This is a genomic window from Gemmatimonadaceae bacterium, assembly GCA_036496605.1.
Classification (GTDB): Bacteria; Gemmatimonadota; Gemmatimonadetes; order Gemmatimonadales; family Gemmatimonadaceae; genus AG2.
Map to the genome: position 1 here is coordinate 1 of DASXKV010000044.1, position 15,289 is coordinate 15,289.

Below are 15,289 nucleotides of genomic sequence, written 5' to 3' on the forward strand. Positions count from 1 at the left end.
CAAGAGAATGCTGTACTCGATGCGCTGCTCCGCGCGCAACCGTTTCTCGACGAGAATGCCGCATCGCTCACGGGCGTCGATCTCACCGCCGCCCGCAAGCGACTCGACGACGTCGTGGTGACGTTTACCGCGCACGCGTTCGATCAGGACGTGGGCAGTCGCGGCGCGAAAGGGGAGACCGCGAAGCAGCGCCAGCTTCGTCTCGAGCTGCGCCGACAACAGATGGAGCCCGTCGCCGTCGTTGCACGACGGAATCTCCGAACGACTCCGGAGTTCGCCTCACTCCAGATGCCGAAGCCGTCGGTCGTCGGCCAGGCCTTTCTCGCGAGCGCGCGCGGCATGGCAGACGCCGCGACGATTCACCAGGACACGCTGGTCACGCACGGACTGCCCGCGACGTTCCTCGACGCGTTCAAAGCAGCCGTCACAGCGTTCGAGGGCTCGTTGAATGACCGGGAGAAGAATCGCAACCGACGTATTGGCGCGACCAAGGGCCTCGAGGTCGAGGAGAAGCAAGGTCGAACCATCCTGAGCGTGCTCGATGCGCTCGTGCAACAAGCGTTGGCTGACAATGAATCGCTGTTGCATGCGTGGCAAGCCGTGCGCCACATCCGCCGGAAGACCGGTCCTGCGGCCGCAGCGGCAGTATTGCCGTCGGCAGTAGCACCGACGCCGACAGGAGTACAAGCATCAGCTCCAACGCCACTTCCGGTGAGTGAAAGCACGCCGGCTGCGGCGGCCTAACCAGGGTAGAGCGTAGAGGGTAGAGGGTTGTGGGCAGAGGGCAGAGAGTGGCCGGCCACCCTCAACCCTCTGCTCTCTACCCTCTACCCTCTACCCTCTACTCAATTCGCCTTACTCGGCTCCTTCACCTCGACGCCACCCTCCTTGTAAACCACGCCTCCCTTCATCACGAACTGCACCCGTCGAGTGGCAGAGATGTCGTGCGTCGGATCACCCTGAACCGCGATCAGATCCGCCCACAGCCCAGGCTTCACCGAGCCAGCCTTGTTCTCCCAGCGTAGCATCTTTGCATTCGTCGACGTCGCGGCACGGAGCGCCTGTACAGGTGTCATTCCGTAATTCACCATCAACTCGAGCTCGCGCGCATTGTCGCCGTGCGTGAACACGCCAACGTCGCTGCCGTTGCAGATCGGAACGCCGGCATCGAGCGCTTCCTTGAAGCTTGTCTTCTTTTCGCGAATACTCGGCGGATCCGGATCGACGCCGCGTCGCCACCCTCGGTAGGAGAGAATCGCGTCTCCAGCCGCGACCGTCGGACAGAGATAAATCCCTTTCTGCGCCATCATTTTAAAAATCTCGGGCGTGCCGTTATCGCCATGTTCTATAGAAGCGACGCCCGCCTCGATTGCGCGACGCATTCCCTCCGCCGTCGTCGAATGCACCGTCACCGATCGGCCGGAGCTGCCCGCGACCTCGACCGCGAGCTTGAGCTCTTCCGCGGTGAACGTCGGCATCGTCTCGCCGTTAGGCCCCCAGCGATAATCCGCGTAGATCTTGATCCAGTCCGCGCCATGCTTGATCTGATCGCGAATGATGCGGGACAGGTCCTCGGCGCTCCCCGCTTCTTCGGCGCCTTGCGGAATCTCGTCGATGTGTTCGGGAGTGAAGCCCTTCGGTGCGTAGCTCCCCGTCGCAACGATCGCGCGCGTGACGACGACCATTCGCGGGCCGGGAACGATGCCCTGGTTGATCGCTTGCTTGAGTCCGACGTCGGCGTAGCCGGCGCCTTCCGTTCCTAGATCGCGAACTGTCGTCCAACCGGCCATGAGCGTCGCGCGCGCGTGATTCACGGCTCGCGCGACACGCAGCGCGAGCGGTTCGTGCAGCACCTGATCGTCCCACGGCGTCTCGTTGTACGGATGGAGGAGCATGTGCGAATGCCCCTCGATGAGACCCGGGAGCAGCGTCGTGCCCGCGAGATCGATCGTCGTCGCGTCGCTCGGGACCGTCATTTGTGCACGAGGACCGACGGCCTCGATGCGATCGCCGCGCACGAGCACGGCCCACCCGTCGTGCGGTTGACTCTCGACGCCGTCCCACACGCGCGCGGGAACGAGCAATGTTGCCCGCGCGGGTGCGGCGGGCGTCGTTTGCGGACGCTGCGCGACGAGCAACGCAGGCGTCAAGCCAGCGAGCAGGAGCAATGATCGCATCATGAGTCGTTAGGTAGAGAGTCGCAACTCCGGCCTGCCGGCCGGGAAGGGCGCACGCGAGCGCTGCCCTTCGAGCACATCGAGCATCGAGACGCAGAACGCAGGCAGATCAGCCGGGACGCGAGCGCTGACGATGTTGCCATCGATGACCGACGCTCGATCGACCCACGTCGCGCCCGCATTGATCACGTCGTCGCGAATGCCGACCGTCGACGTCAACGTACGCCCGCGGACGATGCCGGCCGAGATCAACACCCACGGCCCGTGACATATCGTCCCGACGAGCTTTCCGGCCGCATGGACCTCGCGCACCCGCGTGAGAACCTCGAGATCGCGACGCAGCTTGTCGGGCGCCCAGCCGCCAGGCGCGATAATTCCCGCGAGCTGTGCCGCCGGAAAATCCCGCACGTGTCCGTCGACAGTCGCCGGGTAGCCGTGCTTGCCGCGGTATGCGGCGTCGCCCATTCCGGCGAGCTTTGTCTCGAAGCCCGCTTCCTCCAATCGAAGCTTCGGGTACCAGACCTCGAGATCCTCGTACTCGGGCCCGACGAGAATCAGGATCGTCTTCTTCTGTTCCACCATACCGCCTCCGATTTCGCTAACGCGACGCCGTTGATCCGTCCGTCTCCACTGGCAGGCCGGCTTTCCGCCACTCGGTTAAGCCGCCAGTGAAGTTTATGATGTTCGTAAATCCACGCGCGCGCAGCAGGCTCGCGCCAATCGACGATCGCGAACCGCCCTGACACGCGATGACGAGCAAGCGATCGCGCGGGAGCTCGTCGCTGACGTCGAGCAGCTCGCCGAGAAAGATGTGGCGCGCACCGGGAATTCGCCCGCCCTCCCACTCCGTCTCGGCGCGCACGTCAATCACCTCGACGTCATCGAGCTCGGCTAGAGCCTCCGCGTCCACCGCGCGGACGCGGTCGACGTCGCGGCCCGCGCGTCGCCAGGCTTCGACGACCTCCGCGTCCGCCCACCCGGCAACGCGATCGATGCCGATGAGCGAAAGCTCCCGGATGAGCTCCCGAGCGCGGGCTTCGCCGTCGGCAATCAAGACGACGTCGCACTCGGGAGAGAGAAGCGAGCCAGCCCACGTTGCGAAGCTATGCCCGGCCGGCATGTTGATCGTGCCCGGAATGAATCCCGCCGCGAAACTCACCGAGGAGCGCGAGTCGACCACCGTTGCACTCCGGGGCTCCATGATCGTCGCGAGCGCAGAGGCATCGACGCGTGGCGGAACCGTGTTTCGCCGCGGCGGCGCCCCGTCGCGATTGAGCAGCTTCATGCGGCCAAAATAGCGCGGCGGCTCCGGCTGACCAGCCAGGACCTGGCGCACGAACTCGTCTTCGTCGGTGACCTGAAAGGCCCAGTTGAATAAACGCTCATACCCCAGCGTCGTCGACGGCATCGAGCCGAGCGCCTTGCCGCATGCCGAGCCAGCGCCGTGGCCCGGCCACAACTGCAAGTATTCGGGGAACTCGCGCATCTTGCGGAGCGAGTGAAAGAGTGCGCGGGCCGACTGGTCCATCGTGCCCGCGACGTGTGCCGCGCGCTCGAGCAGATCCGGACGGCCCACATCGCCCGCGAAAATGAAATCGCCGGTGAAGATGCCGACAGGCTTGTCGGCGACGGCGCCGTCGGTTACGAGCAGCACCAGATGCTCCGGCGTGTGGCCGGGCATGTGCCGCGCCTCCACCCGAATCTCGCCGAGAGTGAATGAATCACCGTCGCGGAGCAATTCGGCGCTCTCAGTCGCGGCGAAGCGATACTGCCAGTCCGCCCCTCCTTCCCCTGACACCTGCAACCGGGCACGGGTCTCCTTGACGAGATCGCGCGCACCGGAAAGAAAATCGGCGTGGATGTGCGTCTCGGTGACGTGCGTGATCCGCAGCTCCTCCGCGGCCGCCGCCGCAATGTACGGCTCGATGTCGCGCAGCGGGTCGATCACGAGCGCTTCACCGCTCCTTTCCGAGCCGACCAGATAGCTGGCCTGCGCGAGGCCTTCGTCATAGAAGCGCTTCAGGAGCATGATCGAATCATCGGGTACCGGCGCTGGTTGGATGGAGGGCGGCCGAGGGGTGCGCAATGACGGCGCGGTTTTGATAGAGGACGAACCCCGCCATGCCGAAGAGAAAGTACGCGAACGCGCGACGGAGCGCTTGCTGCGAGACGTATCGCAGCGCCCACGTGCCGATGAAAATCCCCGCGATGGCGATGAGCGTGAAAATCGCCACGACGTCCCAGGGCACCACCGCCTGTCCACGATATCCGAGCGCTCCCGCGGCCGTGCTGAGCGCGATCACGAACAGCGACGTCCCCACGGCGGTTTTCATCGGCAGTCGGGCGAGGAGAACCAGCGCAGGCACGAACAGGAATCCACCTCCGATTCCGAGTAATCCTGTGAGCATCCCGACGCCCAGCCCCACTCCAGCCGTCGCCACCGCGGTGATCGCGCCGCCTCGCTGGATTTCCGGTGTCCTCGAAGGCTCGCGACGCCGCATCATCAGAATCGCAGCGGCCAACATCATGATGCCGAGGAGGACGAGCTGCACGATTCCCGGAACGAGCTTCGCCACTTCGGCGCCCACACGGGCTCCCACCATCGCCAGAATGCCGAAGACGAGCGCCGCGCGAACGTCGAAGTTGCCAGCACGCCAATGCCGAATCGCCCCGACGAGACTCGTCGCGCCCACTACGACGAGGCTCATGGCAATGCTCTGCTTCGGTGTGTAGCCCATGACGTAGACGAAGATCGGCACCGTGAGGATGGACCCTCCGCCGCCGAGAATTCCAAGCGAGAGCCCGATGGCGAGTGCCAGGAGGTAGCCGATCATCGCTGCCGAATCTACCTCGCTAGCGAGCGCCACCGTGAGGGCAGACGTTGCCCAACGAGGCTCCCTACCGTCGCGTAGTTTCTCTAATCCTGCCGCGGCTCCAATCGGCCGCTCTTCCTCAGCCACCACGTTTTATGCGTTTTCATCGTTTTCTCACTGCAGTCTCGCTCAGCGGGACGCTCATCGCGGCGTTTTCGACGTCCGCGCTCGCGCAGTCGGCGAAGCGACCGCTCGCGCCCGATGACTGGGATCATTGGCGTTCGATCTCGTCTCCAGTCATCTCGAACGACGGGCACTGGGTCGTCTATTCGCTTGTTCCGCAGGTGGGTGACGGTGAGCTCGTCGTCCGCGCGACGAGCGGCGCGACGGAGTATCGCGTCCCCCGCGGATTCATTGGCCGGCCGCAGATGGTCGCCGGCTCTCGCGACACAACGAACGCGGCGCCGCCCGGTGTGATCACGTCGGACAGCAAGTTTGCGATCGCCCTCACCTACGCGCCCATGAGCGAGTTCGACCGCGCGCGACGGGAGAAGCGACGCCCGGCGGACCAGCCCAAAGCCACGCTCGCGATCATCAGCCTCGTCAACGGTCAGGTGGCGAGCATTCCACGCGTGCGCTCGTTCCGCACTGCGCGTGAATCGGGAATGTGGGTCGCCTATCTGCTCGAGCCGACTGACAGTGCCGGGGCGAATCGCGCGGCACGCGACTCCGCGTCGCGAGGGCGCGCGCAGGGCACTGCGGCGACGCCTGGAGGACAGCCGCGGCCCGTCGGTGATTCGGCCGGTGGGCATGGCCGACGTCCGGAATTCGGCTCGACGCTTGTGCTGCGCAACCTCGCGACCGGCGCGGAGCGGCGCATCAACGACGTCACGACGTACGCATTCGACGACAGCGCGAAGTGGCTCGGCTACACCGTTTCGTCTCGCGACAACGCCAAGGATGGCGCCTACGTGATGTCGCCGGCGGACGCAAAGGAAGTCGCCCTGCTCAGTGGTCGCGGCGCGTACAAGCAATTCACCTTCGATCGCGCGGGCGTGCAGGCCGCTTTCGTCTCCGATCGGGACGACGTGGCCAAAGAACATCCGCGATTCACACTCTACTACTCCAATCTCAAATTGCCGGCAGCGCAGGTAGCGGTCACATCGCCGGCGATCGGCGACGAACTGGGAATCTCCGATAACGGACGCGTCGGCTTCACGCGCAATGGGAGCGCGATTGTCTTCGGCGTCGCACCGGCGCCCATGGACTCGATTCCGGCCGATTCGCTCTACGACAAGGCGGTCTTTGATCTCTGGTCGTGGAAGGACCCACGCCTCCAGCCGCAGCAGAAGATCGAGGCAAACCGCGATCGGCAGCGATCCTTCGAGACGATTTACCACATCGCCACGAAGAAATTCGTTAGGCTGGCCAACGACTCGACGCCGACCGTCAGCGTTTCCGACGACGGCCGTGTCGCGCTCGCGGCAAGCTCCGAGCGTTATGCAATCGAGCGCATGTGGGGAGACGAGGGCGACGACGTCTACTTCATCGACGCGACCACGGGCAGCCGCAAGCTGATTCGCGAGAAGATCAGTGGCAGCGCGCAACTCTCGCCCGACGCCAAGTACGTCCTGTTCTTCGACAACGGCCATTGGTACAGCTATGTCGTCGCGACTGGGAAGACGGTCGATCTCACGGCGCCGCTCAAGAACGTGAGCTTTGCGCAGGAGACATGGGATACGCCGTCGACACCTGCGGCGTGGGGCGTTGCTGGATTCACGAAGGGCGACAAGTCGGTGATCCTGTACGACCGCTACGATCTCTGGGAGCTGGACCCGAGCGGTGTGCAGCCGGCCCGCGTCGTTACGGATTCCGTCGGTCGCCGCGAGCACATCGTCTTCCGGCTCGCGGAAGGTGGGCGAGGCGGACGCGGTGGACGTGGCGGACGCGGTGGCGGTGACGCCGAGCGTGGCGTGATCGATCCCGCGGAGCCGCTCCTCCTGTCGGCGTTTAACGACTCCACGAAGGCAGGGGGCTTTTATCGTGAACACCTCGAGACGAAAAAGCTGCCCGAGCGCGTCGTCATGGAGGACGTCGCGTTCGGTACGCCGCTCAAGGCCGCCGACGCGGAGCAGTTCGTAGTGACGAAGAGCACGTTCGTCGACTTCCCGAATCTGTACGCGGGACAGAACCTGACGAGCCTGACGAAGATCTCCGACGCGAACCCGCAGCAGAAGGACTTCAAGTGGGGGACGGTGGAGCTCGTGAGCTGGCGCAGCGCTGATGGCGTTCCGCTCCAGGGATTGCTGTACAAGCCGGAGGACTTCGATCCGCGCAAGAAGTATCCAATGATCACGTACTACTACGAGCAGTTCTCGAACACGCTGCACAACTATGTGCCGCCCGGTGGCCGCAACGTGATCAACTACACGCACTATGTCTCGAACGGCTATCTGATTTTTGTCCCCGATATCCATTACGAGAACGGGTTCCCGGGTGCGAGTGCGGTCAAGTCGATCGTGCCCGGTGTGGAGATGCTGCTCGCGCGCGGCTACGTCGATCCGAAAGAGCTTGGCATTCAGGGGCACTCATGGGGCGGCTATCAGACGGCGTTCATGATCACGCAGACGCACCTGTTCAGCGCCGCGATGGCGGGCGCACCGGTCGCGAACATGACGAGTGCCTACGGCGGCATTCGCTGGGGCTCTGGCCTCGCGCGCGCATTCCAGTACGAACACACTCAAAGCCGCATCGGCTGCTCGATCTGGCAGTGCACCACCCGCTATCTCGAGAACTCGCCGCTCTTCTGGGCGGATCGCATCACGACGCCGCTGCTCATGATGCATAACGACGCAGACGACGCGGTACCGTGGTATCAGGGCATCGAGATGTTCGTCGCGCTGCGACGGTTGGGGAAAGAGGTCTATCTCATCGATTACAACAACGACGTCCACAACCCCACGAAGCGCGCCAACCAGAAGGACATCGCGATGCGGATGCAGCAGTTCTTCGACTACCATCTGCGCGGATATCCCGAGCCGGATTGGATGATCCATGGGATTCCGTATCAGATGAAAGGTCGGGATCAGTTGCGGACGGCGATTCAGGCGGGTACGGCGGTAGGTCAGCAGAAATAGAGGTCCGGTTGGCAAGTCTGAGTTCTTCGCGAAAGTGCGGGACGTAGTAGGTCGCTGATACCGCTGACACGGCGCTGCAACCGCTGACGGGCTCCGTGTGCAGAGACGCCTGCGTGCCCAGTGATGTTGTGAATTTGTGAATGCGTCGGGAGGTTTCGCTGATCGTCAGAAGCTTCCCGAGGCATTTAACAACAAGACCATTCACCATGGTGCATGGAGGCGTCGCTGCTGAGGAGCAAGGCAGTGGTCTCAGCGCCGTGTCAGCGGTATCAGCGGCCTCCTACGGCTAGAAAGCTGGCCGGCCAGCCAGAGATAGCTTTTATTTCGATTCCGCGTACATCATGATTGAGGGACTCCCACCAATCCCCAAGATGAGCGACGAAATCGACTACAAGATCATCGGCGATGACCTGCAAGCCGTCATCGTGACGCTCGATCCGGGCGAAACCGTCATCGCCGAAGCGGGCGCGATGATGTACATGCAGGAAGGCATCGTGATGAACACCACCCTCGATCCGAACCAGCAGGGCGGGGGACTGTTCGGAAAGCTCATGCAGGGCGCCAAGCGCGCAATCTCCGGCGATTCCTTCTTCGTCACGACCTTCACGAACACTGGCCACAAGCGCCAGGACGCCGCGTTCTCGTCGCCATTTCCGGGCAAGATCCGGCCGATCGATCTCAAGGAGTGGAAGGGGACGATCATCGCGCAGAAAGATTCTTTTCTCTGCGCCGCTCGCGGTGTGAACGTCACAATCGCGTTCACGAAGCGGATCGGCGCGGGCTTCTTTGGTGGCGAAGGTTTTATCCTCCAGCGCATCGAGGGCGACGGGCTCGCCTTTTTGCACGCCTCGGGGACACTGCACGAATTGAAGCTGAGCGGCGGCGAGTCGCTGCGCGTCGATACCGGGTGCATCGTCGCGATGGATCAATCGGTCGACTACGACATTCAGATGGTTCCCGGGGTCAAGACGGCACTCTTCGGAGGCGAGGGCCTCTTCTTCGCGCTCCTCCGCGGACCGGGCCGCGTGATCCTGCAAACAATGCCGTTCTCGCGCCTCGCCGATCGGATCATCGCCGCCTCGCCTCGCGCCGGCGGCAGCCGTCGCGAAGAAGGAAGTGTCCTCGGCGCGTTAGGCGGTCTGCTCGAAGGCAATAGTTAGGCAGATGGCCACGGCTGCAATCGAGACCCGCGCTCTTCGGAAGGTATACCCGGCGCCGTCCGCGAAGCGGGCCAAGCGACAGGGGGCGCCGCCACAGGGCGCGAATTGGCCGGGCGGCCCAATGCCATCGACGGGCGTCGTCGCGCTCGATGCGCTCGACCTCGACATCAACGAGGGCGAATTCTTCGGACTGCTCGGGCCTAACGGCGCCGGCAAGACGACGACGATCGGCATCCTGACGACGCGCGTCCTGCCGACCGCAGGCTCCGCGCGCGTCTCCGGCGTCGACGTCGCGAACGATGCGGTACGCGTCCGCACGCACATCGGCGTCGTTCCGCAGCGGCCGAATCCCGACCGCAGTCTCAATGCGCTCGAGAATCTCGTCTATCACGCAGCGTACTTCGGAATTCCACGTGCCGCTGCCGAAGCGAGCGCACGGCAGCTCCTCGAGCGTCTCGACATTGCCGACAAGGCGTCTGCAAAAGTCGATCAGCTCTCGGGCGGTCAGCAGCAACGCCTGATGATCGCGCGGGCGCTCATTCACGAGCCCGACGTCCTCTTTCTCGACGAGCCGACCGTCGGTCTCGATCCGCAAGCGCGTCTCGATCTGTGGGCGATTCTTCGCGACCTGCACCAGCAGGGCCGCACGATCGTAATGACGACGCACTACATGGAGGAAGCGGATCGCCTCTGCGATCGGATCGGGATCGTCGATCGCGGCAAATTGCTTGCGCTCGACACGCCCGCGCGTCTCAAGGAACGAGCGCCCGGCGGCACGCTCATCGAACTGCAGCTCGACGGTGATCCGGAGCGGCTTGTCGCCGCCGTCACATCGCTGCAAGGCGTGCTTCGCGCCGAAGCGCGCGACAGTGTGCTGCGCGTGTTCAGCGATCGCGGCGGCCGCATCATCTCGCCGCTCATTCAGATTGTCGAAGAAGGGGGTCTCCACGTGAAGAACATCGGCCTCACTGAGCCGAGCCTGGAGACATTGTTCGTGTCGCTCACTGGGAGAAAGCTCGATTGACGACCGTCACGCGTGATGTACCCACGGCTCTTCACTCGCCGAGCAAGACCTCCCGCCAACGAACCGTGTCGTCCTTCAAGGTCTTTCTCGCGTTGCTGAGACGAGACGTAACGGTTGCCCGCAAGGAGCTGCCGTTTTTTCTCGTGCGCACGGTGATGCAGCCCGTGCTCTTCATCATCGTGTTCGGCGCGCTGCTGCCGCGAATGGGATTCGTCGGCGCGGGCTACACGGCGACGCTCCTCCCCGGCATCCTCGCGATCAGCCTAACGATGGCGGCGATTCAGGCCGTTTCCCTGCCGATGATGCAGGACTTCGGCTGGACGAAGGAGATCGAGGACCGATTGCTCGCTCCCGTTCCGACGCGCGTCGTCGCCGCGGAGAAGATCGTCGCCGCCGTCATACAGGCGCTCATCGCCGCGATCGTCGTGCTCCCCATCGCGCGACTCATCATGGGGCCGATTCCCGGCTTCTCGCTCACACATGGCGGCGAGATCATTCTCATCGCGCTCCTCGGCGCCACCGCATTCTCGTCGCTTGGCATGTGGCTCGGCACCGCGATCTCGCCGCAGCAGATCGGGCTCATGTTCAGCGTCATCGTTGCGCCGATGATCTTTTTCGGCTGCGCGTACTATCCGTGGCGCGGACTCGACGCCGTGCCAGTGGTGAAATACCTCGTCCTGCTCAATCCTCTCGTCTACGTCGCCGAGGGACTGCGCGGCGTGATGACGCCCACCGTACCGCACATGAGCCTCGGCGTCGTCACGGTCGCGCTCATCCTGCTGGCGGCGGCGGGTTGGATGCTCGGCATGCGCAGCTTCTATCGCCGCGCGATCGGATGACGCGGACGGAGGCGCGTCGCGCGCCGCTCGCCGAGCCGATCGACCGCTTTCTGAAATTGCTGGAGCAAGCGACGTCGCTTCCGCGCGAACTCTTGCCCGAGCCGACGGCGTTCGCCCTGGCGACGTGCGTCGACGATCGGCCGAGCGTGCGTATGCTGCTTCTCAAGAACGCCGACGAGAACGGATTCGTGTTCTACACGAATTACGAGAGCCGCAAGGGGCGTGAGCTCCTCGCGAATTCGAACGCCGCGATGTGCTTCCACTGGCAGCCGATGGAGATTCAGGTGCGCGTCGAGGGTCGCGTCGAACCAGTCGAGGGCGCCGAAGCGGACGCATATTTTGCCTCGCGCGCGCGTGGCAGTCAGATCGGTGCGTGGGCGTCGCAACAGAGTCGCGCGCTTGCCGACGAGCAATTTCTCGAGCGTCGCGTCGCGGAGTTCGAGCGAAAATTCGAGGGTACTCCGGTGCCGCGTCCGCCGTACTGGTCTGGCTTTCGCTTGCTGCCGCAGCGTATCGAGTTCTGGAAGGGAATGCCCAGTCGTCTGCACCGGCGTGAGCTATACGAACGCCGTGTGGGCGCCGATGTCTGGACGGTCGAGATTCTCTTTCCCTAATCGGCACGCGACACTCGCTACCCGCACCTCGCCACTATTATTCGGCCCATGGCGACACACATCGTAGAAACCACGTCGGCACCGGAGCCCTCGTCGACGCCGCCACGCCCTGGCGAGTGGAGCATCGAGGCCGCGCGCGCTCTCTACAACATCGAGGGTTGGGGCGCCGGGTTCTTCGACATCAACGCGAGCGGCCACGTCGTCGTGCGCCCGAACAAGGAACGTCCCGAGCACGAGGTCGATCTCTACGATGTCGCAATGGACCTTGAAGAGCAGGGCATCGCCCTTCCCGTGCTCCTCCGCTTCTCGGACATTCTTCGCTCCCGCATCGAGGCACTGACAACGCGATTCGACGAAGCGCGCGGCGAGTTTCAGTATACCGGCGGCTACACGACGGTGTATCCGATCAAAGTGAATCAGCAGCGCCACGTCATCGAAGAGATCCTCGAGTTCGGCAAGTCGCACGGCGTCGGACTCGAGTGCGGCAGCAAGCCCGAGCTGCAGGCGATTCTCGGTCTCTCGGAAACGACCGACCACCTGATCGTCTGCAACGGCTACAAGGACGAGGAGTTCATGCGCCTCGCCCTGATGGGCCAGAAGCTCGGGCATCAGGTCTTCATCGTCCTCGAGCAGCTCAGCGAGATCGACGTCTTGTTGCAAGTCGCCGATGAAATGCAAGTGACTCCGACCGCTGGCGTGCGGATCAAGCTTGCCTCTCGAGGATTCGGCCGCTGGAAGGAGAGCGGTGGTGAGAAGTCCAAGTTCGGTCTGAACGCAGCGGATCTCGTCACCGCGATCGAGAAGCTGCGCAGCGCGGGCCGGCTCGACATTCTCAAGTTGATCCATTTTCATCTGGGATCGCAGATCACCGACATCAGGTTCATCAAGCTGGGTTTACAGGAGATTACTCGTTTCTACGTCGAGCTGCGCGAGATGGGTTTAGATATCACTCATCTCGACGTCGGCGGCGGCCTCGGCATCGACTACGACGGCACCAATTCCACGTCCGACGCGAGCGTCAACTACACGCTGGGCGAGTATGCGAACGATGTCGTCTACACGCTCGCCGAAGCCTGCCGCCAGCACGACTTCCCGATGCCCCACGTCATCAGCGAATCGGGGCGCGCGCTCACTGCACATCACGCGCTCCTCTTGCTCAAGGTGATCGACGTCGAGTCGCACACGGAGCGGCCGATTCCGGAGCTCACCGAGGATGATCACCCTCTCCTCCATGAGATGGTGGCCGACTACCGGGACGCGTCGCGAAAGAACGTCTCCAAGCGCCGTATTCGCGAGATCTATCACGATCTCACCTTCGACAAGGAGCGCTCACACGAGTTGTTCAACTCCGGCGTGCTCTCGCTTCGCGGCCGCGCGATGGCCGAGCAGATCTATTTCGCCACCATCAACGCCATATCGCGAGCCGTCGAAAAAAATCGGGACGAGTACGACGACATCATAATGGATCTCGATGCAGCCCTTGTTGACCGGTACTTTTGCAATTTCTCCGTCTTCCAATCGTTGCCGGACAGTTGGGCGATCGATCAGCTCTTCCCGATCATCCCGATCCACCGCCTCACCGAGGAGCCGATCCGGCGCGGAACTCTGCAGGACGTCACGTGCGACTCTGACGGAAAGATCGATCGCTTCGTCGGAGACAAGGGCGGCAGACCGAGCCTCGAGCTGCACAAGTTCACCGACGGGGAACCGTATATCCTTGGCGTCTTTCTGACCGGCGCATATCAGGAGATCCTCGGCGACCTGCACAATCTCTTCGGTGACACGAACGCCGTGCACGTGCGTCTTGCCGCGAACGGAAATTACGAGGTTACTGATCTCGTCCATGGCGATACCGTGACCGAAGTGCTGAATTACGTTCAATTCCGCGCCAACGATCTGCTGCAGACCTTCCGACGGAAGGTGAGTGCCGCGAAGCAGATCACTCGTCAGGAAGCGAACACCTTCATCGCCGATTACGTCGCCGGACTCGAGGGCTACACATACCTCGAGGGCGAAGCGGCGCAGTAGTGATCGGCTTCGCGCCGCCGACGGCCAGCGCCATCGATCCAGTCGCGCCGCTCCTCGCGGCGCTGGTCGCGATCTTCATCGCGACGAAAGTGCTCGGCGAGCTCGCCCAGCGTCTCGGGCAACCCGCCGTACTCGGCGAGCTGCTCGCTGGCGTGTTACTTGGCAATTCTCTCCTCGGAATCGTCAATCCGGCGGACCCGGTCCTCGCGGCGCTCTCCGAGATCGGCGTCATCATACTGCTGTTCGAGACCGGGCTGCATACGGAATTGCGCTCGTTACTCAGTGTGGGCAGTGCCGCGACGACGGTCGGCCTCGCGGGCGTGGTGATTCCATTCGCGTTAGGCTACGGGAGCGCGCTCGCCTTCGGCCTCGGACACATCCCGGCACTCGTCGGCGGCGCCGCGCTCTGCGCGACCTCGGTGGGCATTTCGGCGCGCGTGCTCTCCGATCTCGGGAAGCTCGAGTCGCTCGAGGGACGCGTGGTCCTTGGCGCGGCGGTGCTCGACGACATCGTGGGGCTCGTGATCCTCGCCGTCGTCGCCGATGTGGTGAGCGGTACGTCGATCGACGTGCTTCACGTGGCGCGGATCAGCGTGACGGCGATTCTTTTCTTTGCCGCGGCTGTGTTCATCGGGATGCGAGTCGCGCCGCCTGCCTTCGGCATCATCGATCGGATCAAATCGGCGGGCGCGCTCGGCGTATTCGGGTTGGCGTTCGCGTTTGCACTGGCATTGCTCGCCAAGCTCGCTGGATCCGCGCTGATCATCGGTGCGTTCGCGGCTGGACTCGTGCTTTTCGTGATTCCGCAGAAGCAGGAGATCCAGAAGTCGACGACGACCATCGGCCATTTCTTCGTGCCGATCTTCTTTGCCACCGTCGGTGCATCGGTCGACCTGCGCGCGCTCGCGAACCCGCGATCACTGGGCATCGGTCTCGTGCTCATCATCTGCGGCGTCGCCGGAAAGATCGCGGCGGCCTACGTGCCGCGCTGGTTCCGCGGGCGAAAGATTCTCGTCGGCGCAGCCATGGTGCCGCGAGGGGAGGTCGGTCTCATCTTCGCGCAGATGGGATTGAGCACGGGCGCCATCGATGCTGGATTATTCGGGGCCATTATGCTCATGGTCCTAACGACGACTCTCATCACGCCGCCGATGCTGGGACGGATCGTACGCTCGACGACGACCGACATGTTTCGTGTCGCGGAGGGGGCGGAGGATCGTCCCGGCGATGGCGGCATCGACGATCTCGTTGCTGGCGCCTCGCAGACCGACGGACCCGATGGCGAGGGCCGCTCGACGAGAGCGATCCGTCGGCAATAGGAAACGGAGTGAAGCAGTCGCAGCTTCGTGCTTCCTCTCACGCGCGCATGGCCAGATCCAGGTCGTTAGACTCGAGCCGAGTGCGGCCGTAGTTAGGAGCTAAGAGGGCGCGTGGAAGACGGCACGTCGGGGGAGGCGCGTCGAGAGAGGCGCGTCGAAAACAGCGCGTCGAAAACAG

General features: G+C 63.6%; 12 protein-coding genes. 8 read left to right on the forward strand and 4 right to left on the reverse strand.

Annotated features, from left to right (window positions below):
* Positions 1-744 (forward strand): hypothetical protein (locus VGH98_17080; protein ID HEY2377690.1); only part of this gene is annotated, 744 nt, incomplete at its 5' end.
* A 101-nt stretch (positions 745-845) separates the two neighbouring features.
* Here VGH98_17080 and VGH98_17085 read toward each other — a convergent pair.
* The 4 genes from VGH98_17085 to VGH98_17100 are packed head-to-tail and all read right to left on the reverse strand — an operon-like array spanning position 846 to position 5,011.
* On the reverse strand, positions 846-2,180 hold the full coding sequence (locus VGH98_17085; protein HEY2377691.1) for an amidohydrolase family protein: 1,335 nt from the start codon (positions 2,178-2,180) through the stop codon (positions 846-848).
* A 6-nt stretch (positions 2,181-2,186) separates the two neighbouring features.
* Positions 2,187-2,759 carry a type 1 glutamine amidotransferase domain-containing protein gene (locus VGH98_17090; GenBank protein HEY2377692.1) on the reverse strand — a complete coding sequence of 191 codons (573 nt, stop codon included), beginning with the start codon at positions 2,757-2,759 and terminating at the stop codon, positions 2,187-2,189.
* A gap of 16 nt (positions 2,760-2,775) precedes the next feature.
* Complete coding sequence (locus tag VGH98_17095) at positions 2,776-4,206, reverse strand: rhodanese-like domain-containing protein (protein ID HEY2377693.1); 1,431 nt, start codon at positions 4,204-4,206, stop codon at positions 2,776-2,778.
* A 7-nt stretch (positions 4,207-4,213) separates the two neighbouring features.
* On the reverse strand, positions 4,214-5,011 hold the full coding sequence (locus VGH98_17100; protein ID HEY2377694.1) for a sulfite exporter TauE/SafE family protein: 798 nt from the start codon (positions 5,009-5,011) through the stop codon (positions 4,214-4,216).
* A gap of 134 nt (positions 5,012-5,145) precedes the next feature.
* Between VGH98_17100 and VGH98_17105 the strand changes: the two genes are divergently transcribed.
* The 7 genes from VGH98_17105 to VGH98_17135 all read left to right on the forward strand — a co-directional run bounded on the left by VGH98_17105 (position 5,146) and on the right by VGH98_17135 (position 15,111).
* Positions 5,146-8,127 (forward strand): prolyl oligopeptidase family serine peptidase, encoded by a 2,982-nt coding sequence (locus tag VGH98_17105; GenBank protein HEY2377695.1) that lies wholly within the window; start codon positions 5,146-5,148, stop codon positions 8,125-8,127.
* A gap of 371 nt (positions 8,128-8,498) precedes the next feature.
* The gene (locus VGH98_17110) at positions 8,499-9,287 is read left to right on the forward strand and encodes a TIGR00266 family protein (protein ID HEY2377696.1); all 789 of its coding nucleotides are present in this window, start codon (positions 8,499-8,501) and stop codon (positions 9,285-9,287) included.
* Between the two features lie 4 nt (positions 9,288-9,291).
* Positions 9,292-10,311, forward strand: coding sequence for an ABC transporter ATP-binding protein (locus VGH98_17115; GenBank protein HEY2377697.1), 1,020 nt, complete (start codon positions 9,292-9,294; stop codon positions 10,309-10,311).
* A 65-nt stretch (positions 10,312-10,376) separates the two neighbouring features.
* Positions 10,377-11,150, forward strand: a complete 774-nt coding sequence (locus VGH98_17120) for an ABC transporter permease (protein HEY2377698.1) — start codon at positions 10,377-10,379, stop codon at positions 11,148-11,150.
* A complete protein-coding gene (gene pdxH, locus VGH98_17125; protein ID HEY2377699.1) occupies positions 11,147-11,764 on the forward strand; it encodes a pyridoxamine 5'-phosphate oxidase in 618 nt (205 codons plus the stop codon). The genes VGH98_17120 and pdxH overlap by 4 nt, the downstream gene beginning before the upstream one ends.
* A 48-nt stretch (positions 11,765-11,812) precedes the next feature.
* Positions 11,813-13,792, forward strand: a complete 1,980-nt coding sequence (gene speA / locus VGH98_17130; GenBank protein ID HEY2377700.1) for a biosynthetic arginine decarboxylase — start codon at positions 11,813-11,815, stop codon at positions 13,790-13,792.
* Positions 13,792-15,111, forward strand: coding sequence for a cation:proton antiporter (locus VGH98_17135; protein ID HEY2377701.1), 1,320 nt, complete (start codon positions 13,792-13,794; stop codon positions 15,109-15,111). Before speA ends, VGH98_17135 begins: the two co-directional genes overlap by 1 nt.
* Positions 15,112-15,289: the final 178 nt, after the last annotated feature.

What these genes read in the sequence shown, in the direction of transcription:
- VGH98_17100 (HEY2377694.1), bottom strand. Translation starts at nt 5,011, where the DNA reads ATGATCGGCTACCTCCTGGCACTCGCCATCGGGCTCTCGCTTGGAATT.
- VGH98_17105 (HEY2377695.1), top strand. Translation starts at nt 5,146, where the DNA reads ATGCGTTTTCATCGTTTTCTCACTGCAGTCTCGCTCAGCGGGACGCTC.
- VGH98_17095 (HEY2377693.1), bottom strand. Translation starts at nt 4,206, where the DNA reads ATGCTCCTGAAGCGCTTCTATGACGAAGGCCTCGCGCAGGCCAGCTAT.
- pdxH (HEY2377699.1), top strand. Translation starts at nt 11,147, where the DNA reads ATGACGCGGACGGAGGCGCGTCGCGCGCCGCTCGCCGAGCCGATCGAC.
- VGH98_17115 (HEY2377697.1), top strand. Translation starts at nt 9,292, where the DNA reads ATGGCCACGGCTGCAATCGAGACCCGCGCTCTTCGGAAGGTATACCCG.
- VGH98_17085 (HEY2377691.1), bottom strand. Translation starts at nt 2,180, where the DNA reads ATGATGCGATCATTGCTCCTGCTCGCTGGCTTGACGCCTGCGTTGCTC.
- VGH98_17110 (HEY2377696.1), top strand. Translation starts at nt 8,499, where the DNA reads ATGAGCGACGAAATCGACTACAAGATCATCGGCGATGACCTGCAAGCC.
- VGH98_17090 (HEY2377692.1), bottom strand. Translation starts at nt 2,759, where the DNA reads ATGGTGGAACAGAAGAAGACGATCCTGATTCTCGTCGGGCCCGAGTAC.
- speA (HEY2377700.1), top strand. Translation starts at nt 11,813, where the DNA reads ATGGCGACACACATCGTAGAAACCACGTCGGCACCGGAGCCCTCGTCG.